The 26,920-nt window shown below is 71.2% G+C and carries 25 protein-coding genes and 1 pseudogene; 10 read left to right on the top strand and 16 right to left on the bottom strand.

What is annotated here, in order from left to right:
- From ADK36_RS17075 to ADK36_RS17065, 3 genes and pseudogenes are all read left to right on the top strand, one after another.
- Nucleotides 1–206, top strand: a pseudogene (locus ADK36_RS17075) (hypothetical protein); the annotation flags it as partial.
- Nucleotides 207–248: 42 nt separating this feature from the next.
- A complete protein-coding gene (locus ADK36_RS17070) occupies nt 249–1,013 on the top strand; it encodes a DUF4239 domain-containing protein (RefSeq protein WP_048580111.1) in 765 nt (254 codons plus the stop codon).
- A gap of 209 nt (nt 1,014–1,222) precedes the next feature.
- Complete coding sequence (locus tag ADK36_RS17065) at nt 1,223–1,732, top strand: hypothetical protein (protein ID WP_048580110.1); 510 nt, start codon at nt 1,223–1,225, stop codon at nt 1,730–1,732.
- Between the two features lie 145 nt (nt 1,733–1,877).
- On the opposite strand, the gene ADK36_RS17060 is transcribed toward ADK36_RS17065, so the two are convergent.
- Entirely contained in the window at nt 1,878–2,372 is a 495-nt protein-coding gene (locus ADK36_RS17060) for a hypothetical protein (protein WP_048580109.1), read from the bottom strand.
- Between the two features lie 331 nt (nt 2,373–2,703).
- On the opposite strand from ADK36_RS17060, the gene ADK36_RS17055 reads away from it, so the two are divergent.
- The gene (locus ADK36_RS17055; RefSeq protein ID WP_048580108.1) at nt 2,704–3,375 is read left to right on the top strand and encodes a class F sortase; all 672 of its coding nucleotides are present in this window, start codon (nt 2,704–2,706) and stop codon (nt 3,373–3,375) included.
- A 58-nt stretch (nt 3,376–3,433) separates the two neighbouring features.
- Here ADK36_RS17055 and ADK36_RS17050 read toward each other — a convergent pair whose 3' ends face one another.
- The gene (locus ADK36_RS17050) at nt 3,434–4,288 is read right to left on the bottom strand and encodes a polysaccharide deacetylase family protein (RefSeq protein ID WP_053198108.1); all 855 of its coding nucleotides are present in this window, start codon (nt 4,286–4,288) and stop codon (nt 3,434–3,436) included.
- Nucleotides 4,289–4,392: 104 nt separating this feature from the next.
- Nucleotides 4,393–7,674: a bifunctional lysylphosphatidylglycerol synthetase/lysine--tRNA ligase LysX gene (gene lysX / locus ADK36_RS17045; RefSeq protein ID WP_053198106.1), complete on the bottom strand. Its 3,282-nt coding sequence runs from the start codon at nt 7,672–7,674 to the stop codon at nt 4,393–4,395.
- Between the two features lie 88 nt (nt 7,675–7,762).
- Between lysX and ADK36_RS17040 the strand changes: the two genes are divergently transcribed.
- Nucleotides 7,763–8,224: a universal stress protein gene (locus ADK36_RS17040; protein ID WP_048580105.1), complete on the top strand. Its 462-nt coding sequence runs from the start codon at nt 7,763–7,765 to the stop codon at nt 8,222–8,224.
- A gap of 30 nt (nt 8,225–8,254) precedes the next feature.
- Here ADK36_RS17040 and ADK36_RS17035 read toward each other — a convergent pair whose 3' ends face one another.
- Nucleotides 8,255–9,070, bottom strand: coding sequence for an alpha/beta fold hydrolase (locus ADK36_RS17035; RefSeq protein WP_048580104.1), 816 nt, complete (start codon nt 9,068–9,070; stop codon nt 8,255–8,257).
- 57 nt (nt 9,071–9,127) lie between these two features.
- Between ADK36_RS17035 and ADK36_RS17030 the strand changes: the two genes are divergently transcribed.
- Nucleotides 9,128–9,601 carry a MarR family winged helix-turn-helix transcriptional regulator gene (locus tag ADK36_RS17030; RefSeq protein ID WP_048580103.1) on the top strand — a complete coding sequence of 158 codons (474 nt, stop codon included), beginning with the start codon at nt 9,128–9,130 and terminating at the stop codon, nt 9,599–9,601.
- An 18-nt stretch (nt 9,602–9,619) separates the two neighbouring features.
- On the opposite strand, the gene ADK36_RS17025 is transcribed toward ADK36_RS17030, so the two are convergent.
- Nucleotides 9,620–10,768, bottom strand: a complete 1,149-nt coding sequence (locus tag ADK36_RS17025) for a CapA family protein (protein WP_048580102.1) — start codon at nt 10,766–10,768, stop codon at nt 9,620–9,622.
- Nucleotides 10,769–10,979: 211 nt separating this feature from the next.
- Between ADK36_RS17025 and ADK36_RS17020 the strand changes: the two genes are divergently transcribed.
- The 3 genes from ADK36_RS17020 to ADK36_RS17010 all read left to right on the top strand — a co-directional run bounded on the left by ADK36_RS17020 (nt 10,980) and on the right by ADK36_RS17010 (nt 12,995).
- Nucleotides 10,980–11,528 carry a sigma-70 family RNA polymerase sigma factor gene (locus ADK36_RS17020; RefSeq protein WP_048580101.1) on the top strand — a complete coding sequence of 183 codons (549 nt, stop codon included), beginning with the start codon at nt 10,980–10,982 and terminating at the stop codon, nt 11,526–11,528.
- Between the two features lie 146 nt (nt 11,529–11,674).
- On the top strand, nt 11,675–12,190 hold the full coding sequence (locus tag ADK36_RS17015) for a hypothetical protein (protein ID WP_048580100.1): 516 nt from the start codon (nt 11,675–11,677) through the stop codon (nt 12,188–12,190).
- A gap of 151 nt (nt 12,191–12,341) precedes the next feature.
- The gene (locus ADK36_RS17010) at nt 12,342–12,995 is read left to right on the top strand and encodes a zf-HC2 domain-containing protein (RefSeq protein WP_048580099.1); all 654 of its coding nucleotides are present in this window, start codon (nt 12,342–12,344) and stop codon (nt 12,993–12,995) included.
- A gap of 18 nt (nt 12,996–13,013) precedes the next feature.
- On the opposite strand, the gene ADK36_RS17005 is transcribed toward ADK36_RS17010, so the two are convergent.
- From ADK36_RS17005 to ADK36_RS16995, 3 genes are all read right to left on the bottom strand, one after another.
- The gene (locus ADK36_RS17005) at nt 13,014–13,877 is read right to left on the bottom strand and encodes an Fpg/Nei family DNA glycosylase (RefSeq protein WP_048580098.1); all 864 of its coding nucleotides are present in this window, start codon (nt 13,875–13,877) and stop codon (nt 13,014–13,016) included.
- A gap of 31 nt (nt 13,878–13,908) precedes the next feature.
- Nucleotides 13,909–15,984, bottom strand: a complete 2,076-nt coding sequence (locus tag ADK36_RS17000) for a SpoIIE family protein phosphatase (RefSeq protein WP_048580097.1) — start codon at nt 15,982–15,984, stop codon at nt 13,909–13,911.
- A gap of 88 nt (nt 15,985–16,072) precedes the next feature.
- Nucleotides 16,073–17,275 (bottom strand): DUF6777 domain-containing protein, encoded by a 1,203-nt coding sequence (locus ADK36_RS16995; protein ID WP_053198118.1) that lies wholly within the window; start codon nt 17,273–17,275, stop codon nt 16,073–16,075.
- Between the two features lie 161 nt (nt 17,276–17,436).
- Between ADK36_RS16995 and ADK36_RS16990 the strand changes: the two genes are divergently transcribed.
- Complete coding sequence (locus ADK36_RS16990; RefSeq protein ID WP_048580096.1) at nt 17,437–18,858, top strand: lipase maturation factor family protein; 1,422 nt, start codon at nt 17,437–17,439, stop codon at nt 18,856–18,858.
- Here ADK36_RS16990 and ADK36_RS16985 read toward each other — a convergent pair.
- The 8 genes from ADK36_RS16985 to ADK36_RS16950 are packed head-to-tail and all read right to left on the bottom strand — an operon-like array spanning nt 18,846 to nt 26,768.
- Nucleotides 18,846–19,679: an amidohydrolase family protein gene (locus tag ADK36_RS16985; protein ID WP_053198104.1), complete on the bottom strand. Its 834-nt coding sequence runs from the start codon at nt 19,677–19,679 to the stop codon at nt 18,846–18,848. The genes ADK36_RS16990 and ADK36_RS16985 overlap by 13 nt on opposite strands.
- Nucleotides 19,676–19,990, bottom strand: a complete 315-nt coding sequence (locus ADK36_RS16980) for an L-rhamnose mutarotase (RefSeq protein ID WP_048580094.1) — start codon at nt 19,988–19,990, stop codon at nt 19,676–19,678. Before ADK36_RS16980 ends, ADK36_RS16985 begins: the two co-directional genes overlap by 4 nt.
- Complete coding sequence (locus tag ADK36_RS16975; protein ID WP_048580093.1) at nt 19,987–20,934, bottom strand: aldo/keto reductase; 948 nt, start codon at nt 20,932–20,934, stop codon at nt 19,987–19,989. The genes ADK36_RS16980 and ADK36_RS16975 overlap by 4 nt, the downstream gene beginning before the upstream one ends.
- Nucleotides 20,931–21,686 carry an SDR family NAD(P)-dependent oxidoreductase gene (locus ADK36_RS16970; protein WP_048580092.1) on the bottom strand — a complete coding sequence of 252 codons (756 nt, stop codon included), beginning with the start codon at nt 21,684–21,686 and terminating at the stop codon, nt 20,931–20,933. The genes ADK36_RS16975 and ADK36_RS16970 overlap by 4 nt, the downstream gene beginning before the upstream one ends.
- Nucleotides 21,683–23,035, bottom strand: coding sequence for an L-fuconate dehydratase (locus tag ADK36_RS16965; protein WP_048580091.1), 1,353 nt, complete (start codon nt 23,033–23,035; stop codon nt 21,683–21,685). Before ADK36_RS16965 ends, ADK36_RS16970 begins: the two co-directional genes overlap by 4 nt.
- Nucleotides 23,036–23,081: 46 nt before the next feature.
- A complete protein-coding gene (locus tag ADK36_RS16960; protein ID WP_048580090.1) occupies nt 23,082–24,107 on the bottom strand; it encodes an ABC transporter permease in 1,026 nt (341 codons plus the stop codon).
- Nucleotides 24,100–25,701, bottom strand: a complete 1,602-nt coding sequence (locus ADK36_RS16955) for a sugar ABC transporter ATP-binding protein (RefSeq protein WP_048580089.1) — start codon at nt 25,699–25,701, stop codon at nt 24,100–24,102. Before ADK36_RS16955 ends, ADK36_RS16960 begins: the two co-directional genes overlap by 8 nt.
- Entirely contained in the window at nt 25,698–26,768 is a 1,071-nt protein-coding gene (locus ADK36_RS16950; protein ID WP_053198103.1) for a sugar ABC transporter substrate-binding protein, read from the bottom strand. Before ADK36_RS16950 ends, ADK36_RS16955 begins: the two co-directional genes overlap by 4 nt.
- Nucleotides 26,769–26,920: the final 152 nt, after the last annotated feature.

The raw sequence follows: 26,920 nt of genomic DNA, 5'->3' as shown, positions 1-26,920 counted from the left end.
GGCCGGTCCCGGCCCCCACCCCGACGCCGGCACCCAAGCCGTCGGTCAAGCCCACCCCGAGTCCGTCCGCGACCCCGGTGCACTACCCGCCGTACCGCGCCACCCGGCACAGGCGGCCGGCGCACGACGCCCCGTCGCCCCTCACCTTCGTGCTGCTCATCGCGGCCCCCGCCATCGCCGCCGTGGCCGCCCTGCGACCGCGCTGACCCCGCTGATCCACCCGACCCTGCTGATCCTGGAGGCTTCTCTTGCCGGAATGGCTTGTTCTCACCCTCGCGATGCTGGCCGCCTGTGCCGTGGTGGTCATCATCACCCTCCTGCGGCACCGCACGGCCCCCGAGGACGAGGATCCCTCCGAGACCCCGGACGTCATCGAGTACATGACGATGTGGATCGGCGTGGTGTACGCCATCGTCCTGGGCCTGGCCATCGCCGGCGTCTGGGAGGGCCGCAGCGCCGCCCAGGACCACGTCCAGGCGGAGGCCGTGGCGCTGCACGAGATCTCGGAGCGGGTCCGGATCTACCCCGCCGACATCCGCGACCGCATTCGGGAGGATGTCAACGTCTATGTCGGACACGTCGTCACCACCGAGTGGAAGACGATGGCCGACGACGGCCGTATGACCGAGCGCGGCACCGAGCTTCTTCAGCGCATCCGCGAGGACGTCACCGACTACGAGCCGAGGACGGACTTCGAGGCACAGGCCTACCAACCGCTCCTGGACCAGGTCACCGCCGCCGACCAGGCGCGCAGCGCCCGGGCGAACTCGACCGGGGAGACCATGCCGGGCGTGGTGTGGTTCGGGCTCATCGCAGGCGGCATCGTCACCATCGGGATGATCTTCGCCCTCCAGATCCGGCGCACACCCCGCGAACTGATTCTGGCCGGGGTCTTCTCCGCGCTGATCGCCTTCCTGCTCTTCCTCATCTGGGACTTCGACGCGCCGTACAGCCGGGGTGTCACGGCATCGGCGGAACCGTTCCTCGAACTCTTCCCGCACATCAAGGGCTGACAGCCCCTCACCCGAAGGGCCGACGGACGGACGAGCTGACGGGCCGCCGGGGGACACCGTCCCCTGAGCGGCCCACACCGTTGCCCCATTCGTACGACAGCGATCGCGCAGGTGGACGCACCTTCCTAGCGTTTCGAGCATCGAGGTGCATTTCCGTCGCAAGCGGAAGAGGTCCGCGGCTGCTCCTCGGGGAACCCGGAGGAACCACCATGCGCGCGATACGCGTCACGTCGGCCGCCCTGCTGGGTGTCACCGCGCTCGCCATGACCGCCCCGGCCGCCGGGGCGCACGAGGACGACTCGGGTTTCTGGGCCAGGGTCGTGCCCACCACCGTCGCGCCCGGCGGGCAGGTCACCTTGCGCGCGACCGGCTGCGAGCAGACCGTGACCGTCGCGTCGGCGGTCTTCGACACGGTCACCATCCGCCGCGGGCACACGACGGCCAGGGCCACCGTCGACCGGGACGCCAGGCCGGGTGCCGTGTACGAGGTGTCGTTCTACTGCGGCACCTTCTGGCAGAACGTCGACCTCACCATCGCCGGTGGCCGGCCCGCACCGGTCCGGCCCGCCCACCCGCAGAAGGGCGTGCACGCGGGTGACGGGGGCAGCTTCGCCGAACTGAACCTCAAGGAACTCGGTGTGGGCGCCGCGCTCATCACGGGCGCGCTCGGGACGGCGTACCACCTCTCCCGGCGCGGCACCGAAGAGAACGACGCCTGACACCACCGCCGCGCCCGCTCACGGTTTCGCTCAGGCCGTCGCCCCGGATCCCCACGAGGGGGCCGGGGCGACGGCCTGTGGACGTGCGTTCCGTCGGCGAGGGACGGGCCTGTCCGCGACGGATCTGTCTCCGCCGGGCGGCGCGTCAGATCCGCCTCTCCGCGCGGCGCCGCATCCAGAACACCCCGCCGCCGACGACGGCCACGGCGATGAGCCCGCCTCCGATGGCCATGTCGGTCGGCGTCGCCCCGGTGGAGCTGCTGCCGCCGAGACCGCCCCGGACACCGCCGATCACGCTGAAGGCGGCGGGGTTGGTCAGGGACCTGCCGTCACAGATGACCGTGATGCTGTGGGAACCGGGCCTCGCGTGCCTGTCGACCGTCGCGGTGCCCCGCGCCGTGTTGCTGCCGTGCACGGGGCTCAGACGCGTGGGCCTGAACGCGTCCGAGGTCGCGGTGCCGCCCCGGGGGCAGTTGTCGACGGTGATGGTGAGCTGCCCGCCCCGGGCGACGACGCTGGGCAGGGCGACGATGTTGCTCGGGCCGTGGGGCATGCCGTCCCGTGCGACGGCCGCGGGGGCGGCGAGGCTGAGAGCGGCTACCGCGGTGGCAGCGGCCGCCATGGCACGTGTAGTACGCATGTGATCCTCCGCGGAAGACGCCCCGGGAACCGTCCCCGGTCGATCGGCGAGAAAGCGCCTCCCAGAAAGACCCTCAGATGCCGTGCGCGAGGCCGCATTTCGGCGATGGTCCGTCCTGGTGAGAGGACACGCCGACCGATCACCCCGCAATCGGAATTGCCGCAGGTCACGGACCGTCAGAATTTTCCTGCCGGTGGCAACTCGGATGGCGCACCGAATGGCGAGCGGGCCACCCGTTCGTATCTGTGCCGTCGCCGGTTGCGCGCGCGGGACTTAGCGTTCACGTATGCGCGAATGACGGGGCGACGGCCGCGTCGAGAGGGGAAAGCGAATGTCTGCGTCCGAGGCGGCCGAACTGGCCGAAGAGGAGGAGCGACGGAAGAAGCGTGCTCCTTGGGGTGTGATAGCGCTTGTCCTGCTGACCGGTCTCGCGCTCGTTCGCAACGGCTCGGGCGAGTTCGACGTGGGGCCGCCGCAGCCCGCGTCGGCCGCCGCTCCGGACCGACGGGTGCCCGGCGGCCTCTTCGCCGGGGCCGCGCAGCCGTTGCCGTACGCGCTGCCGGACCGGGTCAGGATCCCCGGGATCCAGGTGGACGCGCCGGTCATCCCGGTCGGCCTGGACGTGGACGGCTGGGTCGGCGCACCGCCGCCGGAGGACCCGAATCTGGCGGGCTGGTTCACCGGTTCCGTCTCCCCCGGCGAGAAGGGCACCGCGGTGGTCGTCGGCCATGTCGACAACACTCGGGGCCCCGCCGTGTTCTACGGTCTCGGGGCCCTCAAGAAAGGCAATCGCGTCGAGGTCGTCCGCAAGGACGGAAAGACGGCCGTTTTCGAGATCTACGGCATCGAGGTGTTCGAGAAGAACGACTTCCCCGGCGACCGTGTCTATGCCTCGAAGGGGAGCGCGGAATTGCGGGTCATCACCTGCGGAGGCGGTTTCTCCAAGCAGAGTGGTTATGACGGGAACGTCGTCGTTTTCGCCAGCCTGGTCGAGGTCCGCTGAGCGGGCTCGACCGGGCGGGCGAAAGCCGTCGGGTGTGCGCCCGTGTATATCCGGTCCGTCATCTGTACTGCCGTTCGGGGACGGTGACGTAGTACCCGGAGTCCAGCAGCTGCGGCAGATAGGTGTGCAGGGCCCGGACGCTCTGGGAGCGGTCGCCCCCGGCGTCGTGCGAGAGCACCACGACGCCGGGGGCGGCGCCGTTCTCGACCCGGTCGACGATGGTGTGGGTGCCGGGGGTGGTCCAGTCGAGGGTGTCGACGGTCCAGCCGAGCGGTTCCATGCCCAGTTCGGCGCCGAGCCGGAAGGCGGTGCGGTTCCAGGCGCCGTAGGGCGCGCGGAACCAGGCGGGGCGTTCACCGTAGCTCTCCTCGACGACGTCGCTGGTGCGTTCCATCTCCTTGCGGATCCGGTGGTGGCTGAGTCGGGTGAGCAGCGGGTGGGACCAGGTGTGGTTGCCGACGACATGGCCCTCTTCGGCCATCCGTGCCAGGAGTTCCTTGTTCTGGACGACCATCTCGCCGCACACGAAGAACATGGCGCGGACGTCGTACTCGCGCAGGGTGTCCAGGATGTGCGGTGTGTAGCGGGGGTCGGGTCCGTCGTCGAAGGTCAGCACCATCGTGCGGCCGCGTCCGGACACGCGCAGCAGGGGCGCGCGCCGTACCAGGGTGCGGCGCGGCGCCACCCGGGGCGGGCCGTACCCCGTCAGGGGCTGGAGGCGGTACGTGGAGGGCTTGAGCGCGGAGCGTGCCTGCGGGCCCGCGGCCGGAGCGGCGGCCCGGACCGGCTCGTCGCCGTCGCCCGCGACCGTCGCCAACAGTCCGGCGGTGCCGGCCGCTCCGACGGCGGCGACACCGGCGAACAGCGCGCGGCGTCGCGTGAGCGCGGGTGTGGGCAACTGATCCTTCGTCATGACTCATCAGTCGCCCGGCGAGGGACCGACGCACCAGTACGGCACCGATATGGCGGTACCGGAGCACCCGCGCGGACCAGCCGCCACGGTGCTGTGACCGTCCGTCAGCGGCGGCGCACCAGGGGGAACGGCAGGGTCTCGCGGATCGTCAGGCCGGTGAGGAACATGACCAGTCGGTCGACGCCGATGCCGAGGCCTCCGGTGGGGGGCATGGCGTATTCGAGGGCGTCGAGGAAGTCCTCGTCCAGCTCCATCGCCTCGGGGTCTCCCCCGGCGGCGAGCAGGGACTGGGCGGTGAGGCGGCGGCGCTGTTCGACGGGGTCGGTGAGTTCGGAGTAGGCGGTGCCGAGCTCGGTGCCGAAGGCGACGAGGTCCCAGCGCTCGGCGAGGCGGGGGTCGGTGCGGTGCTGGCGGGTGAGCGGGGAGACGTCGGTGGGGAAGTCCTTGTAGAAGGTGGGCAGCTGGGTCTTCTCCTCGACGAGCCGCTCGTACATCTCCAGGACGATGTCGCCGTGGCCGTCGTCGGCGATATACGGCACGCCCACCCGGTCGCAGTGCCGGTGCAGCCGGAGCAGCTCGGTGTCGGGGTCGATCTCCTCCCCGAGCACCTCGGAGATCGCGCCGTACACCGTCTTGACCGGCCACTGCCCGGAGATGTCGTACTCCTCGCCGTCCTTGTGGGCCAGCGGCGAGCCGAAGGCGGCGGTCGCGGCGCCCTGGATCAGCTCGCGCACGAGGTCGAGCATCACGTCGTAGTCGGCGTACGCCTGGTAGGCCTCCAGGATCGTGAACTCCGGGTTGTGCTTGTAGTCGGTGCCCTCGTTGCGGAAGGTGCGGCCCATCTCGAAGACCTTCTCCAGGCCGCCGACGCACAGTCGCTTGAGATACAGCTCGGGGGCGATGCGCAGATAGAGGTCGAGGTCGTAGGCGTTGATGTGGGTGGTGAAGGGGCGGGCGTTGGCGCCGCCGTGGATCTGCTGGAGAACCGGCGTCTCGACCTCCAGGAAGCCACGTTCCAGGAGGCCCTGGCGCACGGCCTGGACGGCGGTGGAGCGGGCTCGGACCACGTCGCGGGCGGCGGGGCTGGAGACCAGGTCGAGGTAGCGCATGCGGACCTTGGCCTCGGGGTCGGCGAGGCCGCGGCGTTTGTCGGGCAGCGGGCGCAGGCACTTGCCGATGAGCTGCCAGGAGGTGACGAAGACGGTCGGTTCGCCCTTGTCGCTGACGCCGGCCGGGCCGGTGGCGGAGATGAGGTCGCCGATGTCGGTGTCGGAGGTGAAGCGGTCGAGGGCGGCGCCGGAGTCCTTGCGGGTGAGGGCGAGCTGGTGGTCGCCGGACCAGTCGCGCAGCACGACGAAGACGATGCCGCCGAAGTCGCGCACGAGCATGATCCGGCCGGCGACGGTGACCTGCTCGCCCGCGCGGATGTCGGCGAGGGTGTGGGTGCGGGCCGGGATGCCGACCGGGTAGGGGTCGACGCCGTCGGCGCGCAGCCGGTCGAGGGTGTGGTGCCGGATGCGGACCTGCTCGGGCAGGCCCGCATCCGGCCCGGCGGCCCCGGCCTCGTCCCCTCCGTCGAGGCCGAGCGCCGCCAGCGAGGGCAGTCCTTCGGTGGTCGCAGGACGTGGCCCGCCTCGCGGGTGCCCTCTTCTGCGGAGTTTGTGCAGCGACGGTACGGAGACGAATCCCTCGGCGATTCCGGACGCGAGGCTGATCCGGGCGAGGGAGGCGGCCTCGCCGTAGCAGATGAAGCGCGGGAACCACTGCGGCCGGTACTTGGCGTTGGAGCGGTAGAGGGCCTCCAGTTGCCACCACTTGGAGAAGAACAGCAGCAGGCGCCGCCACAGCCGCAGTACGGGTCCGGCGCCGATGCGGGCGCCCTCCTCGAAGACCGAGCGGAACACCGCGAAGTTCAGCGAGATCCTGCGGATGCCCAGCTTCGGTGCGGCGGCGCACAGTTCGGCGACCATGAACTCCATGACGCCGTTGGGGGCTCGCCCGCGGTCACGGCGCATCAGGTCCAGGGAGACGCCGTCCCTGCCCCAGGGCACGAAGGAGAGCAGGGCGAGCAGCTCGCCGTCCTCGCCGAGGGCCTCCACGAGGAGGCAGTCGCCGTCGGCCGGGTCGCCGAGGCGGTCCAGGGCCATGGAGAAGCCGCGTTCGGTCTCGGTGTCGCGCCAGGCGTCGGCCTTGCCGAGCACCTCCTCCATCTCCGTCCCGGTGAGCGTGGAGTGGCGGCGGATGCGGCAGTGGGCGCCGGTGCGGCGGACGCGGTGGACGGCCTGCCGGGTCACCCGCATGTCGCGGCCGTCCAGGTCGAAGTCCGGCACGTTCAGGATCGCCTCGTCACCCAGCTGGAGGGCTCCGAGTCCGGCGCGCGCGTAGGCGGTGGCCCCGTCCTCGGAGGCGCCCATCGCGGCGGGCACCCAGGCGTGCCGGCGGGCCGCGTCCAGCCAGGCGGCGATGGCGTGCGGCCATGCCTCGCGGTCGCCGACGGGATCCCCGCTGGCGAGGCAGACGCCGGCCTCGACGCGGTAGGTGACGGCGGCCTTGCCGCTGGGTGAGAAGACGACGGCCTTGTCGCGCCGGGTGGCGAAGTAGCCGAGGGAGTCCTGGCCGCCGTACGCCTTGAGCAGGGCGCGGATGCGGGCCTCCTCGTCGTCGTGCAGGGCGGCCTCCATGCGCTGCGAGCGGAACAGCGTCGCGGCGGCGTTGAGGAGGGCGAGCGCGCCGAAGAGGCCGAGCAGGAAGTACAGGGGGCGGGGCGGGCGTCCGTCGTAGGAGGTGCCGGAGACGAGACCGCCGCAGACCCGGTCGGCGGCCCAGGCCAGCCGCTGGCCCTGCGGCAGCGTGCCGGGGAACAGCTCGACGAGCCCCCAGCCGACCAGGATCCCGGCGGCGAGCCCGACGACCAGGACGCCGAGTGCCCGGCGTACGGCGGCGCGGCGGGAGGCGGCGTAGAACTCCCCCCGGGCGACGATCAGCAGGGCCAGGGCGAGGCCGCACACGATCAGGGAGGGAACGGAGTCGGAGTAGTCGCCGAGCACCGTGCCGAGCACGTCGGTCAGGGCCAGCAGTCCGAGGTAGACGACGACCAGCCACCAGGCGATCTTCTTGCGGGCGGCGGTCGCGGCGGCGAGCAGGAAGAGGAAGACGGCGTAGGCGAGGTTGCCGCTGACCGGGACGATGATCTGGTCGAGGGCGCGCACGACCGGCCGGAGCGCGGTGCGCAGCGGTGGGATGAAGGCCAGCAGGACGCAGAGCAGTCCCAGGGCGCCGAAGAAGGTCGCGAAGCCCTCCGGCACTCTGCTCAGGAAGCCGTGCCGGGGCGACCGTATCGGGCCTTCTGCGCTCTTCTCCCGGGTGGCCTCCAGGGTGGCACTCATGTTCCGACTCTAGGAAGACCGTGGCCTCCTCGCCCGTCGAGCGTCCTGCCCGCCGGTGGGACCTGGGGCTTCCGATAGCCTCCCTGCCGTGACGGAACAGCACTCGGCCCGGTTCGAGCGGGGCACGGACGGACCCAAGGTCATCGTGGTCGGAGTGGACGGCTCCGACTCCTCGCTCCGCGCGGCGGCGTACGCCGGTGGTCTCGCGCGACGGCAGCACGCGCTGCTCGCCGTCGTGTACGTGCAGCCGGTGATGACGGCGGGCGCGGCCCTCGGCGCGCCGGTCGCGGAGACGACCGACGAGATCGCCGAGGACCTGATCGCCCAGATCAGGGACGCGACCGAGCGGCTCAAGGGGATATTCGAAGTCCGCTGGGAGTTCCACACCCTCCGGGGCGACCCGTACAACGGCCTGGTGAGGGCCGCGGACGACCTCAAGGCCGACGCGGTGGTGGTGGGCGCCTCGGAACAGGCCGGGCACCGGATCGTCGGCTCCGTCGCGGTGCGGCTGGTCAAGGCGGGGCGGTGGCCGGTGACGGTGGTGCCGTAGCGGCGCGGACCGAAGGGACGAAACGTGACGTCAGAGGTCGCCCAGGAAGTCCAGCAGTAGGGCGTTGAACTCCTGCGGCTTCTCCATGTTCGGGTAGTGCCCGACGCCCTGGACGGTGACCGAGCGGCCGTCGGGCACCGCGCGGGCGACGCGTTCCGCCATGGCGATGCTGTCGGGCGCGTCGAGGGCGCCGTGCAGGGCGAGGACGGGGACGTCGATCTTCGGCAGCCGGGCCCAGGTGTCGGTCAGCGGCACCAGCCGTTGCGGTTCGTCCGGCGTGTGCTTGGCGAGGGTGTGCGCGCACATGTCCCGCAGTCGTCGTACGACGTCGGGGGCGACCTCGTCGACCGTGCGGTGCGGCCCTGCCACGCCCTTCGCGAAGTGGTCGAGCCAGCCCTCGACGTCTCCGGCGCCGAGCAGCCGGGCCGCCTCGCTCACATGCTCCAGGGTTCCCGGATCCGTGAACTCGAACTCGCTGGTCCCGGCGCCGCTGACGACCAGCGCACGGACCAGTTCGGGGTACTCCAGCGCGGTGTCGGTGACGACCGCCGCGCCCATGCACAGGCCGACCAGGGCCGCGGGGCCGGCGTCGAGGTGGCGCAGCAGGCCGGCGAGGTCGTCCGCCCAGCGGAACGGGCGGCTCGCGTTGGCGGAGAAGCCGTGGCCGCGTACGTCGAACGCGATCACCCGGTGGTGGGCCGCGAGGGCCGGTATCTGGTCGTCGAAGACGCGGTGGTCGACGTAACCGGAGTGCGCCAGCACCACGAGGTCCCCGGTACCGGTGTCGCGGTAGGCGAGGTCCCCGTCGGCAGATGCGAAGTAGCTCAGTTCCGAAGCAGCTGTCATGACAACCAAGGTGTCATCATTCTTCGGTTTTGGCAACCGAGGTGTCATGATTGCGGGGTGAACGACATCGAGGCACCACTGCCACCCGACGATCTCGGCCACCGGATCAGCGAGGTGTTCGACCTGGTCGGCGCGCTCTACCGGCGCGGCCTGCGCAAGCTGGAGCAGGGCGAGGAGGTCGAGGGGGTGTCGGTCGGCGTGCGCTCCGTCCTGACCCTGCTCCACAGATACGGGCCCATGACGGTGCCCCAGATGGCGCGTGTCATGACGCTGACCCGGCAGTTCGTGCAGCGCATGGTCAACGACGCGGCGGCCAGCGGCTGGGCGGAGGCCACGCCCAATCCCGCACACCAGCGGTCCTCGCTGATCCGGATCACGGCAGACGGCGAGGCCGTGATCACCGCGATCCTCGCGCGCGAGCACGCCCTGAACCGGCAGGTCGGCGGAGATCTGACCGAGAGCGAGCTCCGGGCGTGCGCGCGCGTACTGAAGGAGATGCTGAAGACCTTCGACCACGCGGACCTGGACTGACCCACCCCTGGCACCGGCCTACTCCGCCATGGTGAGTCCGTCCTTCCCCGCTCCCCGGCTCAGCACGACGTCCCGGATCCGGTCCCGCACGCCCCGTACGTCGGCCCCCTTGGCGAGCGCCCGGTTGAGGTCGACCACCCGGCCTGCGTCGATGTCGAACAGCTGGGGCACGAACTCGGCCTTCGACACCTCCCAGCGGCCGCCCGCACGCTCCGGCGGGGTGAAGGTGAAGCGCCCGAGAGTGGACTGATTGCCGCGCGGGTCCTGCACGCCCTGGTCGTTGTACATCGCACCGGCGATCTGGTCGCCCATCCCGTAGATCACCCAGGTGCCGTTGACCTTCTCGTACGCCTGCGGGACATGGGCGTGGGTGCCGAGGATCAGGTCGATGTCGGGCCGGCCGCCGGTGCGGGCGGCCGTGAGACCGCGGGCCAGACTCACCTGGTCGTCGTCGGGGGCGTCCTGCCATTCGGTGCCCCAGTGCAGCGATACGACGACCACGTCGGCGCCCGCCTTCCGCGCGGCGCGGGCGTCCGCCCGGATCTTGTTCTCGTCGATGAGGTTGACCGCCCAGGGCTGGTCCGGCGGGAGCGGCGTGCCGTTGACGCCGTACGTGTACGCGAGGTGCGCGACCTTGGCCGGGCCCGCGCGCAGCACGGTGACGGTACGGGCCTCCTCCTGGGTGCGCGCCGTTCCCGCGTGCCGCACCTTCGCCTCGTCGAGGGCGCTCAGCGTGCGCAGGATGCCGGCGGCACCGTCGTCGAGGCTGTGGTCGGAGGCGGTGGAGCAGCCGTCGTAGCCGGTGGCGGCGAGCCCCTCGGCCACCTCGGGCGGGGACTTGAAGAGGGGGTAGCCGGAGTACTTTCCCTTCTCGCCGTAGACGGTCTCCATATGACACAGCGCCAGATCGGCGCGGGAGACCACGGACTTGACCCCGGCGAACATCGGGCGGAAGTCGTAGCCCGTGCCACCCGAGTCGAAACGCGCGCGTTCGATGATCGAAGTGTGCGGCAGGACGTCGCCGGAGGCGACGAGCGTGAAGCCGCGCGGCGCCTTGCCGGAGGGACCCGCTTGCCCCGAGGTCTCCCGGCTCTGGGCCTGACAGGCGGCGCCTGCCGCGAGAACGGCCGTCGCGGCGAGGGCCACAAGTCGACTGCGTGCGATCATCGGCTCACCCCTTGTGGTCGTATATACGGATCAATAGGTACGAAGCCCTACCCGCCCGCAAACAATCCGGCCACTTTCGTTAGCCCGTCCGGCGTGCCCCCGTAGGCGGAAGGGACCGTTCGTCGAACCGTTCGCCGACGCGATCGACCGTCCGCCGCAGATCCGTGTGCGTGCCCTGTCCCGGAACCGTCGGCTGCGATGCCATACGGCCATGACGGCCGGAACCACCCTCACCAACGGGACGACGACCGCCGAGCACGAGCTCGCCGCACTGCAGCGGGAGCACGGCCGGCCCCTCTTCGCGCTCCTGCTCCGGCTCTGCGACGGCGACCGGCAGCGAGCCGAGGACCTCGTCCAGGAGACCCTGGTGCGCGCCTGGCAGCATCCCGAGGCACTGCGCGCCGACGACTTCGACTCCGTACGGCCGTGGCTGATGACCGTCGGGCGACGGCTCGCGATCGACGCGCGGCGGGCCCGGCAGGCGCGGCCGCCGGAGGTCGGGGACGCGATCCTGGAGAACGCGCGGGTGATCTCCGACCATGCCGAGCGGGCCGCGGAGACGCTCGATGTGCGCGAGGCTGTGAAGACACTCACTCCGGAGCACCGTGAAGTCCTGGTGCTCGTGTACTTCCAAGGGGCGAGTGTTGCGGAAGCCGCGCAGGCCCTGGGAATCCCGCCCGGTACGGTGAAGTCCCGCGCGTACTACGCGCTGCGAGCCCTGCGCCGGGTGCTTCCGGGATACGCGGCCGACCTGCGGTGAAACCAATGGCTGAGTCAAACCTCCGTAAAGCGCCTTGCTGAACACCCCGGTTGAGTAATCGGCTGTCCTCATCCGTGTTCCGGACTGGGCCAGGGCCCAGGGCCCCGGGGTAGGGCGACGCACTCACCGGAGGAAGGCAGGAAGGGATGCTGCACAGAGGTCAAGAGAGCACGGACGGCACCGGCGGCGGTGAACTCACCGTCCCCATGGCGTGGTTGTACGCCGAGTACATCGCCGACGAGCTGCTGCGGACCGGCGATCTCATGCCGCCGACGTCCTTCGAGTTCCGCGCCGGGCGCGACGCCCTGGCGCTGACCATCTTCCTGTCCGACACCGACGGCGAGCTCTCCGGCATCCGGGTCGTCACCCAGCTGGAGACCTGGCTGTCGCTGACCGCCTACGACCAGCCGTGGCAGGAGTGGGTGCGCGAACGCATGGCGGGCCTCGCCGCCGAGGCGGTCGAGTCCGGCGGGCCCGCGCCCGACCTGGAGCTGGCCGAGGCGGCCTGGCGCTGGCTCCAGGAGACCGAGCTGCTCGCACCCGATCTGAACGCGGTGCCGGGCGGCGGTGCGCTGGTAGGGGAGGACGAGGGACCGAAGGTGTGGACGCCGGCGTGGCAGCTCGGTCTGCCGCTCGGGCACCTCGCCATCCATCTTTTTTAAGTTCTTTTCTCCTCGGACCAATCCTCGGCCCCGGCGGCTCCGAATCCCTCGGTTGCGATTCTGTGCGGGGCTTGAGTGATTCGACTGCCTGGTGCGTACCAGTGGGCGCAAGGAGTAACCCACCCCGCACCCAACGGCACGAGGATTCGGCATGAGGTCCCTGGAGAGGCATCGCGACGTCGCCGCGTACGCGCTCGGCGTGCTGAACGAGGCGGAGGCGTTCCGCTTCGAGGACCACCTCATGGAGTGCCCCCGCTGCGCGGCACACGTGACCGAGTTCGGGCCCATCACCCGCCAGTTGATGCTGTACCGGCGGGCCACGCCCCGATTCGTGCACCCCATGACCAAGCCGGGCCCGCAGCTGCTGAACCGGCTGCTCGAAACGGTGGCGGCACGCCAACGCGCCCGGCGTCGGCGCACCATGTACGCCGTGGCCGCCTCGGTGGTGATCGCCCTCGCCGGGCCCGGCGTCGCGATGATGGCGAGCGGGAACGACCAGGCCGCCCAGGTCGTCCAGGCGACCGACGCCCGCTCGGGCGTGTGGGCCCAGGTCACCACCGAGAACGAGGCCTATGGCAGCCAGGTGGAGCTGAAGGTGAAGGACGGCTCGGGTGCGCGCCCCTGCCATCTGATCGCCATCGGCCGGGACGGCTCGGAGGAGACCGTGACCAGTTGGCACGCCTCCGATCACGGCTCCCGGGAGAACACCATGACGGGCACCTCGGCGATGCACTCGGACGAGATCGTCCGCTACGAGGTCAGGACGGCGGGCGGGGAACACCTGGTGACGCTCGAGCCCCGGTGAGCCGTAGCCGTCCCCACGTCACTTCAGCAGCCGCGACAGTCTCCGGTCCGCCAGTGGCTTCCCGCCCGTCTGGCAGGTCGGGCAGTACTGGAGCGAGGAGTCGCTGAAGGAGACCTCGCGGATGGTGTCGCCGCAGACCGGGCAGGGCTCGCCGGTGCGGCCGTGGACGCGCAGGCCGCTCTTCTTCTCGGCCTTCAGGCGTCCGGCCGCGACCCCGTGTGAGCGCTCGACCGCCTCGGTGAGGGTCGTCCGCAGGGCCGCGTAGAGCCGCGCCGTCTCCTCGGGTGTCAGTGAGGCCGCCAGCTTGAACGGGGACATCTTCGCCGCGTGCAGGATCTCGTCGCTGTAGGCGTTGCCCACCCCGGCGATGAGGCTCTGGTCGCGCAGGGCGCCCTTGAGCTGGCGGCGCTCCTCCTTGAGCAGGGCCGCCAACCGCGGCTCGTCGAAGTCGTCGGCGAGCGGGTCGGGGCCGAGGCGGGCGATGCCCGGGACGTCCTGGGGATCGCGCACGACATACACCGCCAGGCGCTTCTGGGTGCCGGCCTCCGTGAGGTCGAAGCCCGCGCCGGTCTCCAGGGCCACGCGCAGCGCGAGCGGGCCCTTGCCGGGACGGGGCAGCCCGCTCGGCAGCTCGTCCTTCCAGTGGAGCCAGCCCGCACGGGCCAGGTGGGTGACCAGGTGAGGGCCGTCGGCCGTGGCGAGGTCGAGGAACTTGCCATAGCGGTGCACCGCGGTGACCTCGTGGCCCTCGACGGCGGTGACCGGCGGGTCGTATGTCTTCAGGACGCTGATCGCCACGGGCAGCACCCTCACCACCTCATGGCCGACCAGGTTCTCGGTCAGGAAGTCCTTGAGCGCTTCGACCTCGGGGAGTTCCGGCATACGTCCAGAGTGCCACCCGGCACCGACAGCCTCAGCTCCGCTCCGGCACCACGAACTCGCACCACACCGCCTTGCCGCCGCCCCGGGCCTCCACACCCCATACGTCCGTGAGCAGGTCGACGAGGAGCAGGCCGCGGCCGGAGACTCCCGACTCCCCCGCCTCCCGGCGGCGCGGCAGGGCGCTGGAGGAGTCCTCGACCTCGACGCGCAGCCGGCGTTCGGAGCCCGCCAGGACCCGCAGGGTCACTACGGCGGAGCCCTCGGTGTGCATCAGGGCGTTGGTGATCAGCTCGTCGGCGACCAGTTCGATCTCGTCGGCCCGGTCGCCGGCGCTCCAGGCCCGCACGGCGGCGCGGATCATGTGCCGGGCCCCGGTGAGGGCCTCGGGGTCGCCTGGGGCGACGTGCTGCTGGAGGCGGCCGCCGGCCTGCGGGGCGTCCAGGACGCGGCGGCGCAGCAGGAGCAGGGCCACGTCGTCGTCACCGCCGCGTTCCTCGGCGACGTCGATGAGGCGGTCCGCGAGGTCCCGTACGTCGTCCGGGCCGGTGGCGATGAGGGCGGTGAGGGTCTGCATGCCGTCGTCCAGGTCGGCGCCGGGCTCTTCGACCAGGCCGTCGGTGCACAGCAGCAGGGTGTGGTCGGAATCCAGCTCGATGGTGCCGACCGGGTATTCGAGCCGCCCGAACTCCGCGGACAGGCCGAGCGGCAGCCCGCCTTCGACGGGGACGCGCCGGCAGGCGCCGCCGGGCTCCCGGAGCAGTGGGTCGATGTGGCCGGCCCGGACCACCTGGACGACGCCGGTGGACAGGTCGGCCTCCGCGTAGAGGCAGGTCGCGAAGCGGTCGGTGTCCAGTTCGTGCAGGAACACGGAGGCACGGGCCATCACCGTGGCCGGCGTGTGCCCTTCGGCGGCGTAGGCGCGCAGCACGATGCGCAGCTGGCCCATGACGGCGGCGGCGTGCGTGTCGTGGCCCTGCACGTCGCCGATGACGGCACCGACCCGGCCGCCCGGCAGTGGGATCAGGTCGTACCAGTCGCCGCCGATGTCCCGGCCGAGGGAGCCCGAGCGGTAGCGGACGGCGACGTCGGCGCCGGGCACGCTGGGGATGGTGCGCGGCAGCATGGCCTGCTGGAGGCCGGTGGCGAGGTCCTTCTCCTGCTCGTAGAACATGGCCCGCTGAAGGCTCTGCGCGATGCTGCTGCCGAGGGCGACGAGCACGTTGCGGTCCTCGGCGGAGAAGCCGCTGCGGTCGCTGTAGAGCAGGCCGATGGCGCCGATCGGCCGGGCCTGGGCGATCAGCGGCAGGTAGGCGGCGGCCGTGATGTTCAGGTCGGTGATGTGCGGCCAGAGGATCGGATAGCGTTCCGCGAACTCCTCCGGCGACTCGATGAAGCGCGGGCTGAGGGTTCGGACGACCTCGCCCATCGGATACGGCTCGTCGATCCGGGTGACCAGGGTCCCGGGCACGAAGCTGCCCGCGGGCCCCTCGGCCACCAGCCGGATCCGGCCGGCCTCGACCAGGCCCATGACCAGGCTGGTGGCGCCGAGGTGGGTGATGCCGTGGGTGTCCTTGAGGACGTCGATCACGTCCTGGACGGTACGGGCGTGGGCGAGGGCGGCCGTGGTGAGCTGCACGACGCTGGTCTGCTGACGCCGTGCCTCGTCCTCGGCCGCCTGCTCGCGCCGCTCCTCTATCTCGGCGAGTTCGTCGGTGGCGTCCCGGACGATGCCGATGATGCGCCGCGGGCGGCCCGTCTCGTCCCGGCGGATGTAGCCCTGGGTGTGTGTCCAGCGCAGGGTGCCGTCGCGGCAGCGGATACGGAAGTAGACGCCGTAGTTCTCGCTGCCGTCCTTCATGGCCTGGGAGACCAGGCCGTCCAGCCGGTAGGCCTCCGGCGGAGGGACCCGGATCGCGAGGGTCGCGGGGTTGCCGTCGTATTCGTCGGGGCGCAGGTCGAAGACCTCGTGGGCCTGGGCGTCCATGTGGAACACACCGGCGTCCAGGTCCCAGTCGAAGCTGCCCATGCGGTTGAGCGCCAGGATCGGATCCGGGTGGGCGGGCCAGTCGTCCGGGAGTGCCAGGGCGCTCGCTCCCCGATCAACCATGGAGCCACCTTGCCAGGGTTTGCCGGATTCTTCGACCGGGGTGACGGAACTGCCTTCGCTCGGTTCCACGACCGCTCCACGGCTTCGGTCAGCCGTCGAAGACGTCGGTGGGGCTGCCGAAGATGCTGTCGGAGGTGCCGGGGTCGTCGGGGACGAGCCCGCCGCCGTCGGGGACGTCGGGGCTGTCGGGTACGGTCTCGGGGCCGGTTTCCTCCGGGGTGTCCCGGGAGTCCGGGGAGGTCGGGGAGGTGTCCGGTTCCGTCCGGGAGTCGGAGGGACTGGGCTCGTCGGGCGACTTCGGTGCCACCGGGGACTCCGGCGACGCGGGTGTGCGGCCGGGGTCGGTCGTCGGCGGTGATGCCGTTCCGGCGGCCGAGGGGCAGTCGGCGGTTGCCGTGTCCGCCGCATCCGTCACGTCCGCCGGGGTCGTGCAGTCGGCCGGCGACTCGGGCGGGAAGGTCCGCTCGCCGGGCGCGGTACCGGAGGCACTGTCGTGCGGGTGCGGGTCCGGGGTGGGGGTCACCGGCTTCGGGGGCCGTACGACATGGTCGCGGTCGTGGCCGTGATGACCGAGCGGCCGTTCGATCCAGGTGTTGTCGGCGATGTCGATGATCGTGATGTTGGTGACCGCCTGGGGCGTCGGGGCCACCACGATCACCTGGCCCGGCCGGTACCCGGACCAGGCCCGGCCGCTGGTGCCGGGTCTGCCGCGCGGGTCGACGGGCGGGGCGAGCGGATTGCCGCAGGCGCAGCGGACACGCGGCACCCCACGGCTGTCGACGAGGACGGCGGTGCCCGCCTGGAGGACGGACTGGTATCCGGTTCCCATGCCGTCGCGGAACCCGTGGTTGGTGACCCGGGTGTCGGCGCGCAGCACGACCGAGGTCAGCCCGCGCAGATAGCCGGGGAGGGACGCCTGGGGGATGCCCGCGGCCTGGGCGAAGACACGGCCCCTGGCCCGGTCGGCGGTGAGCTGGTCGATCTGCCGCTGGACATCGCAGCTGCCGGCGCCCCGGGTGCCGCCGTACAGGCCGGGTGTCTCGCCGGACAGGGGCTGGAGCCCGGCCCGGCCCGAGCGCGCCGGCCCCGGCGTTCGGGTGACCGGCGACGGGGTGGCGGACGAGGTCGCCGTGGAGTCGGTGAAGGGGTCCGGCCCCCGGTCCGCGACGGGCTGGAGAAGGACGTCGTCGCCCGCTCGCGTCTCCTCATGGCTGCCGCCACCGCATCCGGCGACGACGAGCGCCGCCGAGAGCGCGCAGGCCGCGACGAGGGTTCGGGTGGGTGTCCGCACCACGTCCTCCCGCCGACTCTCGGGCCGATTCTCCGTCCGGTTTTCGGGCATTTCGTCCCTATTATCTGCTTCACTCGCTCGGGTCACGCAAACGGAGAGGTGGTATACGGAGAGTCACATGGATCGGGTGGCGCGACAATGAGGAGAGGAGGGGACGGGCCGTGGAGTGGTTCATCGCACCGGACTACTGGACGAGCCGGCTGGTCTTCCAGCGGGCTCTGGCCGGCGTGTATCTCGTCGCGTTCCTGACGGCGGCCCTGCAGTTCCGGGCGCTGATGGGTGAGCGCGGCATGCTGCCCGTGCCGCGCTTCGTCGCACGGGTGCCCTTCAGGGCCGCGCCTAGCCTGTTCCAACTCCACTACTCGGACCGCTTCTTCGCCGCGTGCGCCTGGTCGGGGGCCGCGGTGTCGGCGGCGCTGCTGGCCGGGCTGGACAACGCCGTGCCGCTGTGGGGCGCCATGCTGCTGTGGCTGGTCCCGTGGGCGCTGTACCTGTCGATCGTGAACGTCGGCCAGACCTGGTACTCGTTCGGCTGGGAGTCCCTGTTGCTGGAGGTCGGCTTCCTCGCCGTCTTCCTGGGCAACGACGAGGTGGCGCCGCCGATCGTGGTCCTGTTCCTGCTGCGCTGGATCCTGTTCCGCGTCGAGTTCGGGGCGGGGCTGATCAAGATGCGCGGCGACGAGTGCTGGCGAAAACTCACCTGCCTGGACCACCACCACGAGACCCAGCCGATGCCGGGCCCGCTGAGCTGGTTCTTCCACCATCTGCCCAAGCCCCTGCACCGGGTCGAGGTGGCCGCCAACCATGTCACCCAGCTGGTCGTGCCCGTCCTCCTCTTCACCCCGCAGCCGATCGCGACGGCCGCCGCCGCCCTGATGATCGTCACCCAGCTGTGGCTGGTGATGTCGGGCAACTTCTCCTGGCTGAACTGGATCACCATCGTGCTGGCCCTGTCGGCGATCGAGTTCCCCGGTGATCGACAGTCCGTGCCCGGCACACCGCTGTGGTACGAGGTCGTGGTCCTCGCGGTCGCCGTGCTCCTGGTCGGCCTGAGCTACCACCCCGTCGCCAACATGATCTCCCGCCGCCAGATCATGAACCGCTCCTTCGACCCGCTCCATCTGGTCAACACCTACGGCGCGTTCGGCAGCGTCAGCCGGATCCGGTACGAGGTGGTCATCGAGGGCACCGACGACGACGTACCGCGGGAGGACTCGGACTGGCGGGAGTACGAGTTCAAGGGCAAGCCGGGCGATCCCCGGCGCTGGCCGCGGCAGTTCGCGCCGTACCATCTGCGGCTGGACTGGCTGATGTGGTTCGCCGCGCTGTCCCCCGCGTACGCCGGGTCGTGGTTCGGCGCGCTGGTGGAACGGCTCCTGGAGAACGACCGCGACACGCTGAAGCTGCTGCGCCGCTCGCCGTTCCCGCCCGACGCGCCGCCACGCCATGTCCGCGCCCGCCTCTTCCGGTACCGCTACACGACCTGGCGTGAGCTGCGGGAGACGGGCGCGTGCTGGGAGCGGACGTATGTGCGGGAGTATCTGCCGCCGACCAGGCTGGCCAGGGTGGCTCAGAGGTCGTAGACGCGGATGGCGGTCGCCTCGAAGATCTGCCGGCGGTCGGACGCGGCGGTCAGTTCCCGTGCCGTGTCGAGGACTTGGCCGTACGACGCGGCCAGCGTGCACACCGGCCAGTCGGAGCCGAACATCAGCCGGCCAGGGCCGAACGCGTCCAGGACGACGTCGGCGTACGGGCGCAGGTCGTCGACCCTCCACGAGGCGAGGTCGGCCTCGGTGACCATGCCGGAGAGCTTGCAGACGGTGTTGGGGAGGGCGGCCAGGGAGCGGACCGCCGTCTCCCAGGGTTCCCGCTCGCCCGAGGCGATGGGCGGTTTGCCCAGGTGGTCCAGGACGAAGGTGAGGCCGGCGTGGTCCGCGGCGGCCTTGACGCAGGCCGACAGCTGGTGCGGCAGCACGACCAGGTCGTAGACCAGTCCGGCGTCGGTCAGGGCGGCCAGCCCGCGCCGTACGTCCGCACGCAGCAGCCATTCCGGGTCGGGTTCGCCCTGCACCTGGTGGCGGATGCCCTTCAGGTACCCGCCTCCGGGCAGCTCGCGCAGCCGGGCCAGTTCCTCGGCGACATCCGGGCGGGTGAGGTCGGTCCAGCCGACGACGCCCGCGATGAGCTCGTGCTCGGCGGCGAGGGCCAGGAACTCCGGGGTCTCCTCGGGCACGGTGACGGTCTGGACGAGGACGGTACGGTCGATTCCGGCGACCCGCGCCTCGGCAGCGAGGTCGGCGACGGTGAAGTTCCGCCGGAGCGGCCGGAGTTCGGGTCCGGTGATCCAGTCCTGGTCCCGCACCGAGAGGTCCCAGACGTGGTGGTGGGCGTCGACGAGCGTCACGGCAGCTCCCACACGACGGGCAGGCCGGCGTCCGCGCCCTCGTCGGAGTAGTCGTGCACCACGTCGAGCAGTTCGGCCATGCGGGCCTGCCAGACCACGTTGACCGGCAGTTTCTCCAGCTCGGCGAGGAGCCGGCCGTAGTCCTCGCACTCCAGGACGTGGAAGAGGTCGGTGCCGCTGCGCCAGATCGTCCAGGAGGTCGCCCCGGCGGCCCGGATGGCGTCCGTGAGTTCCTTCGGAACCTCGCGGTGGGCGGCCTCGTACTCGGCGACGCGGTCCGCGCGGACCTTGGTGTGCAGGGCGACTCTCATGACGGCTCCTCGGTGGCCAGGAGTCCGGTGTCCCGCAGCTCCTGCCAGAAGGGGGCGGGTACGGGTGTGGCGAACTGGTCGGCGCAGTCGTGGACTTCAGCGGCCGAGCGCGCGCCCACCAGAACGCTCTTCACCGCCGGGTGGGCCGCGCAGAAGGCCAGCGCGGCGGCTCGCAGGGTGATGCCGTGCCGGCGCGCGATCTCCCTCATGCGCAGGGCCTTGTGCAGCAACTCGTCCGGCGCCTCGGCGTAGTTGTACGTCGCCCCGGGCTTCGGGTCCGCGAGCAGTCCCGAGTTGAAGGCACCGCCGATCACCACGGAGACGCCCCGCTCCACGGCCGCGGGCAGCAGGTCCGTGAGCGCGCTCTGGTCGAGCAGGGTGTAGCGGCCCGCGCACAGCACCACGTCGACGTCCGTGTCGCGGACGAAGCGGGTGAGCATCTCCGCCTGGTTCATGCCGGCGCCGATCGAGCCGACCACACCCTCCGAGCGGAGCTTCTCCAGCGCCGGGTAGCCCTCCCGGAATGCCTGCTCGGCGTGGTCGTCGGGGTCGTGGAGGTAGACGACGTCGACGCGGTCGAGGCCGAGCCGCTCCAGGCCCGCCTCCAGGGTGCGTCGTACGCCGTCCTCGCTGAAGTCCCAGACGCGGCGGTGCGTGGCGGGTACGGCGAAGCCGTTCGCCAGGTCGTCTCCGCCGTCGGTCTGCGGCACCAGGCGGCGGCCCACCTTGGTCGAGACCGTGTACTCCTCGCGCGGGTGCTCGCGCAGGGCCGCGCCGAGGCGGCGTTCGGACAGGCCGAGGCCGTAGTGGGGTGCGGTGTCGTAGTAGCGGATGCCGCGCCGCCAGGCCGCGGACACCGCTTCATGCGCCTGCTCGTCGGTGACCTCGGTGTAGAGGTTGCCGATGACGGCGGCTCCGAAGCCGAGTCCGCGCGGGACGCTCACCGGCTCACCGGCCGCAGGCGCAGCCCCTGCATGCCGCCGTCGACGGCGAGGGCGGTGCCGGTCGTCGCGCCGGAGAGCGGACTCGCCAAGTAGGCGACGGCGCCGGCGACTTCAGCGGCCGAGACGAGGCGGCCGGTGGGCTGGCGGGCCTCCAGGGCGGCGCGTTCGGCGGCCGGGTCGGAGGCGGAGTCGAGCAGGCGGCCGACCCAGGGGGTGTCGACCGTTCCGGGGTTGACGCAGTTGACGCGGATGCCCTCGCGGACGTGGTCGGCGGCCATGGCGAGGGTGAGGGAGTAGACGGCGCCCTTGGTCGCGCTGTAGAGGGCCCGCTGCGGGAGCCCTGCCGTGGCCGCGATGGAGCAGGTGTTGACGATCGCCGCGTGCGACGAGTCGCGCAGATGCGGGAGGGCGGCGCGGGCGACCCGCACCATGCCGACGACATTGACGTCCATCACCCGGTGCCACTCGGTGTCGTCGTTGTCCTCGACGGTGCCCTGGGCGCCGATGCCGGCGTTGTTGACCACCACGTCCAGTCCGCCGAGGCCGGCCACGGCGGCGGCCACGGCCGCGCGCACGGAGGCGTCGTCGGTCACGTCCGCGCGGAAGGCGAGCAGCGGCTTCTCGACGGACGACGGGTCCAGGTCGAGTACGGCGACCTGGGCGCCGCGCGCGGCGAGGAGTTCGGCCGTGGCCCGGCCGATGCCGGAGGCGCCTCCGGTCACCAGCGCCTTGAGACCGTCGAAGTCGCTCATGCCGCGTGCCCCTTCTTCTGCGTCTGGAGGTCGGCGGCCCAGAAGGCGCCGTCCGGGAACGTGTACCGCGCGATCGACTCGGGTCGCATGGCGGCCGAGAAGCCCGGCGCGGTGGGTGCCGTGTAGTGACCTTCCCTGATCACCACCGGGTTCAGGAAGTGGTCGTGCAGATGGTCGACGTACTCGATGACACGGTCCTCGGTGGTGCCGGTGACGGCCACGTAGTCGTACATCGACAGGTGCTGGACGAGTTCGCACAGGCCGACGCCGCCCGCGTGCGGGCACACCGGGACGCCGAACTTGGCGGCGAGCAGCAGGATGGCGAGGTTCTCGTTGACGCCGCCGACGCGGGCCGCGTCGATCTGGACGACGTCGAGGGCGCCGGCCTGGAGGAGCTGCTTGAAGACGACCCTGTTCTGCACGTGCTCGCCGGTGGCCACCTTCACCGGGGCGACGGCCTCGCGGATCGCCGCGTGGCCGAGGACGTCGTCGGGGCTGGTGGGTTCCTCGATCCAGTACGGGTCGAACTCGGCGAGGGCCTTGGTCCAGCGGATCGCCTCGTCGACGTCCCAGCGCTGGTTGGCGTCGACGGCGATGCGGATGTCCGGCCCGACGACCGAACGGGCGACGCGGCAGCGCCGGACGTCGTCCTCCAGGTCGGCGCCGACCTTCAGCTTGATCTGCCGGAAGCCGTCGGCGACGGCCTCGGCGGCGAGCCGGGTGAGCTTGTCGTCGTCGTAGCCGAGCCAGCCGGCGGAGGTGGTGTAGGCGGGGTAGCCGCGCTCCAGGAGCCGGGCGGCACGCTCCTGCGAACCCTCCCGTCCCCGGCGCAGGATCGTCAGCGCCTCCTCGGGCGTGAGCGCGTCGGTGAGGTACCGGAAGTCGATCTGACGGACGATCCACTCGGGGTCGGCGTCGGCGAGGAGGCGCCACAGCGGCTTGTCTGCGCGCTGGGCGGCCAGGTCCCACACGGCGTTCATGACGGCGCCGATCGCCATGTGCATCACGCCCTTCTCGGGGCCGAGCCAGCGCAGCTGGCTGTCGCCGATCAGGTCGCGATTCAGGGTCCCCGGGTCGGCGCACAGTTCGTCGACGGACCGGCCGACGACATGTCCGCGCAGCGCCTCGATCGCGGCGACCTGGACCTCGTTGCCCCGCCCGATGGTGAAGGTGAATCCGTGCCCCGCCGGCCCGTCGGCCGCGTCGGTGCGCAGGACGACGTACGCGGCCGAGTAGTCCGGGTCCGGGTTCATCGCGTCGGAGCCGTCGAGCTCGCGCGAGGTGGGGAAGCGGATGTCATAGGTCTCGAGCGCGGAGATGCGACAAGAGGGGCCGGGGGTCGGGGACACAGAGGGCCTTTCGGGTCGGTGACGTCGATGAGGGGGACAGCGCGGGTCAGTCCTGGGCGCGGCCCGTCGTCACGCGGGCGATCATGAGGGCGACCAGGATGATTCCGCCGTAGATGGCCTGGATCCAGAAGGACGGCACCTGGGCGAGGGTGAGCAGGTTCTGGACGACGCCGAGGAGGAGTACGCCGGTCAGGGCGCCGAACATGGTGCCCTTGCCGCCGTCCAGGCTGATACCACCGATCACCGCCGCCGCGAACACGGTGAAGATCATGTTGTTGCCCTGGTTGGCGCTGATCGCCCCGACATAGCCGGTCTGGATGATCCCGCCGACGGCCGCGAGGGCGCCCGCGACGACGAACACGCCGAGCATCACACGCTCGACCCGGATGCCGGCCGCGCGGGCCGCGTCCGCGTTGCCGCCGATGGCGTACAGGGCGCGGCCGATGCGGTGGTACTTCAGCACGAACCCGGTGATCGCGAAGGCGGCCGCCGCGAGCCACACCGACATCGGGATGCCGATGAACGTCGTGGTGGCGAGGGAGTAGAAGCTGTCGGGCATCCCGAACAGCGTCTTGCCCTTGGTCGCGCCGACCAGCAGACCGCGCAGCACGATCAGCATCGCGAGCGTCACGATGAACGCGTTGAGCTTGAACTTCACGACCAGGATGCCGTTGAAGGCCCCGACGGCCCCGCCCACCGCGACGATCGCCAGCATGGCCAGGGCGGCGGGGAGTTCGGCGCCCCAGCCGGAGCTGGCGGCGGGCAGGACGAGGAGCGCTCCCACGGCGGGCGCGATACCGACGACCGACTCCAGGGACAGGTCGAACTTGCCGGTGATCAGGACCAGCGACTCGGCCAGCACGACCATCGCCAGCGCGGCGGAGGCGCCGAGGATGGAGATCAGGTTGCGCTCGGTGAGGAACGAGTCGTTGACCACCGCGCCGAGCACCAGGAGCAGCAACAGGGCCGGTACGAGGGCGAGTTCGCGGGCGCGGCGGAGCAGGACCGTCCTGGCGGCACGGGCGTCCGGCACCTTCACGGGCAGGGCCGGTGGGGCCTTGGTGTCAGCCATTGCGGTCCACTCCTTCGATGGAGGCGATCAGCTCGTGGTCGTGCCAGCCCGCCGGGTGCTCGGCGACGACACGGCCGTGGAACAGGACGAGGACGCGGTCGCACCGGCGCAGGTCGTCGAGTTCGTCGGAGACGACGAGTACGGAGGTGCCGTCCTCGCGGGCGCTGTCCATGCGGGCGAGCAGGGACTCCTTGGACTTCACGTCCACGCCCGCGGTGGGGTTGATCAGCACGAGCAGCCGGGGGTCGGAGGCGAGGGCGCGGGCCATGACGACCTTCTGCGCGTTGCCGCCGGACAGGTCGGAGACGGGCTGGTCGGGGCCCTCGGTGTGGATGTCGAGGCGTTCGATGAGGGCGGTGGCGAAGCCGCGCCTGCGTTCGGTGCCGACGAAGCCGAAGCGGCCCAGCCGGTCGAGGACGCTCATGGTGGCGTTGTCGCCGATGGTCATGCCGGAGACGAGCCCCTGGTCGTGGCGGTCCCGGGGCACGCACGCGACGCCCGCCTTGAGGGCGGCCCGCACATCGCCGAACGGCAGCCGCTCCCCGCCCAGTCGGGCGCTGCCGCCCGTCGGGGTGTGCAGCCCCGCGAAGGACTCGGCGAGCTCGACCTTGCCGCTGCCGCTGATCCCGGCGAGCCCGACGACCTCGCCGTGGCGGACGGTGAGGTCGATGTTCTCGTACGCCGGTGAGGTGAGCCCGCGTGCTTCGAGCAGGACGGGGGCGTCGTGGTCGACGTCCCCGGGGTCGACGGCCTGCTCGGCGATGGCCTCCAGGGACTCCCCCGCCATGGCCTCCACCAGGGCCCGGCGCGGGAGTTCGGCGACCGGCGCGGTGGTGATCCAGCGGGCGTCGCGCAGGACCGTGACGGTCTGGCAGACCTCGTACACCTCCTGGAGGTGGTGCGAGATGAACAGGAAGGTGACGCCCGAGTCCTGGAGGGCCCGCATGCGCGTGAACAGCCGCTCGATCTCACGGTTGTCGAGCTGGGCGGTGGGCTCGTCGAGGATGATGAAGCGGGCGCCGAAGCTCAACGCCCGCGCGATCTCCACCATTTGGCGGTCCTCGACCTTGAGGTCGGCGGTGCGCGCCTCGGGGTCGACGTGCACGTCCCAGGTGGCGAGGAGTGCGGCGGCCTCGTGGCGTAGTCTGCGCCAGCTGATGAAGCCGCGCTGGAGCGGCTGCCGGTTGATGCCGTGTTCATCCGCGGGCCAACCCCCGGACCCCCGGCCGACCCTGCGATTCAGGCGCGTTGACCTGGCAGTGTGGATTTCGGCGATGAAGAGATTTTCCGCGACCGTCATTTCCGGGACGAGGGTGGGGTGCTGGTAGACGCAGGCGACCTTGCGGCGCCAGGCATCGCGGTCGGTGAGCGGCGGTGCGGGTTCGCCGTCGAAGCGGACGGTGCCCTCGTCGGGTGCCTGGAGGCCGGTGAGGATCCTGACCAGGGTCGACTTGCCGGCGCCGTTGCGGCCGACGAGGGCGTGGGACTCGCCGGGCAGGACGGTGAGCCGGCCGTCGGCGAGGGCGGTGGTGGGGCCGTACCGCTTGACGATGTCCCGCGCCTCGGCGAGGGGTGTGATCACAGCCGTACTCATTTGACCGTGTTGCCCCAGAGCTTGGGGTCGTCGACGTTGTCCTTGGTCACCAGCGGGGCGGGCAACTGGTCCTCCAGGATGCCGCTGGGCAGCTTGACGATGGTCGAGTCGTGGTCGGTCGGTCCCGGCTGGAACTTCTTCCCCTCCATCGCCGCCTTGATGTAGTACATGCCGTACTTGGCGTACAGGTCGGCGGGCTGGGAGACGGTCGCGTCGATCTCGCCCTTGCGGATGGCGTCGAACTCCTGCGGGATGCCGTCGTTGGAGACGATCGTGATGTGCCCGGCCTGTCCGGCCTTCTTCAGCATCCCCTTGGACTTCAGGGTCTGGAGGGTCGGCGCGAGGTAGACGCCGCCGGCCTGCATGTAGATGCCCTTGATGTCGGGGTTGGCGTTCAGCAGGGTGTCCAGCTTGGAGGCCGCGGTGTCGGACTCCCACTTGGCCGGTATCTCCAGGACCTTCAGCTTGGGGAAGTCCTTCTTCACACAGGCGCGGAACGCCTCGGAGCGGTCCCGGCCGTTGACGGAGGCCAGATCGCCCATGATCTGCACGACCTTGCCGGAGGGGATCTGCTCGCCGAGGTACTGGCAGGCCTTCTCGCCGTACGCCACGTTGTTCGCGCGCACCACCATCGCGACCTTGCCCTTGTCGGGCGCCACGTCGACGGCGACGACCGGCACACCCTTGCGCTCCGCCTGGTCGAGGCCGGCCTCGATGGCGGCGCTGTCCAGCGGGGCGACGACGAGGCCCTTCACGCCCTGGTTGAGCTGGTTGTTGATGTCGGTGATCTGCTGGGAGGGGTCGCTGTTGGAGTTGACCGTCTTGAGCGTGTCGACGTCCTCGGACTCGGCCATCTTCGGCACGTAGTCGTTGTACGACTGCCAGAACGGCGAGGTCAGCAGGGGCAGGATCACCCCGACCTTGCCGCTGCCGCCGCCCTCCGCGCTCGCGGCGCCGGTGTCCTTGGTGCTGCCGCACGCGGCGAGCACGAGCGAGGCGCCGACTACCGCGGCCACCGCTGCGCCTCTCCGTGACCTGTTCTGCTTCCGCGCTGTTGTGCCGTGCATCTGGCGGCTCCTCGTTGAGCGTGTTCGAGCACATGGTTCGAGCAGATGCCCGCATATTTATCAGACCACTTCGCGAGAACAACACCCTCCAGAGCAGATTTTCCCGCATCGCGACCGTATTGGTCGGACCACCTCGCTGGTTAGACTGCGGC

The organism is Streptomyces viridochromogenes (assembly GCF_001270495.1).
Taxonomy (GTDB): domain Bacteria; phylum Actinomycetota; class Actinomycetes; order Streptomycetales; family Streptomycetaceae; genus Streptomyces; species Streptomyces viridochromogenes_A.
This window is presented reverse-complemented; position numbering and strand designations above follow the sequence as displayed.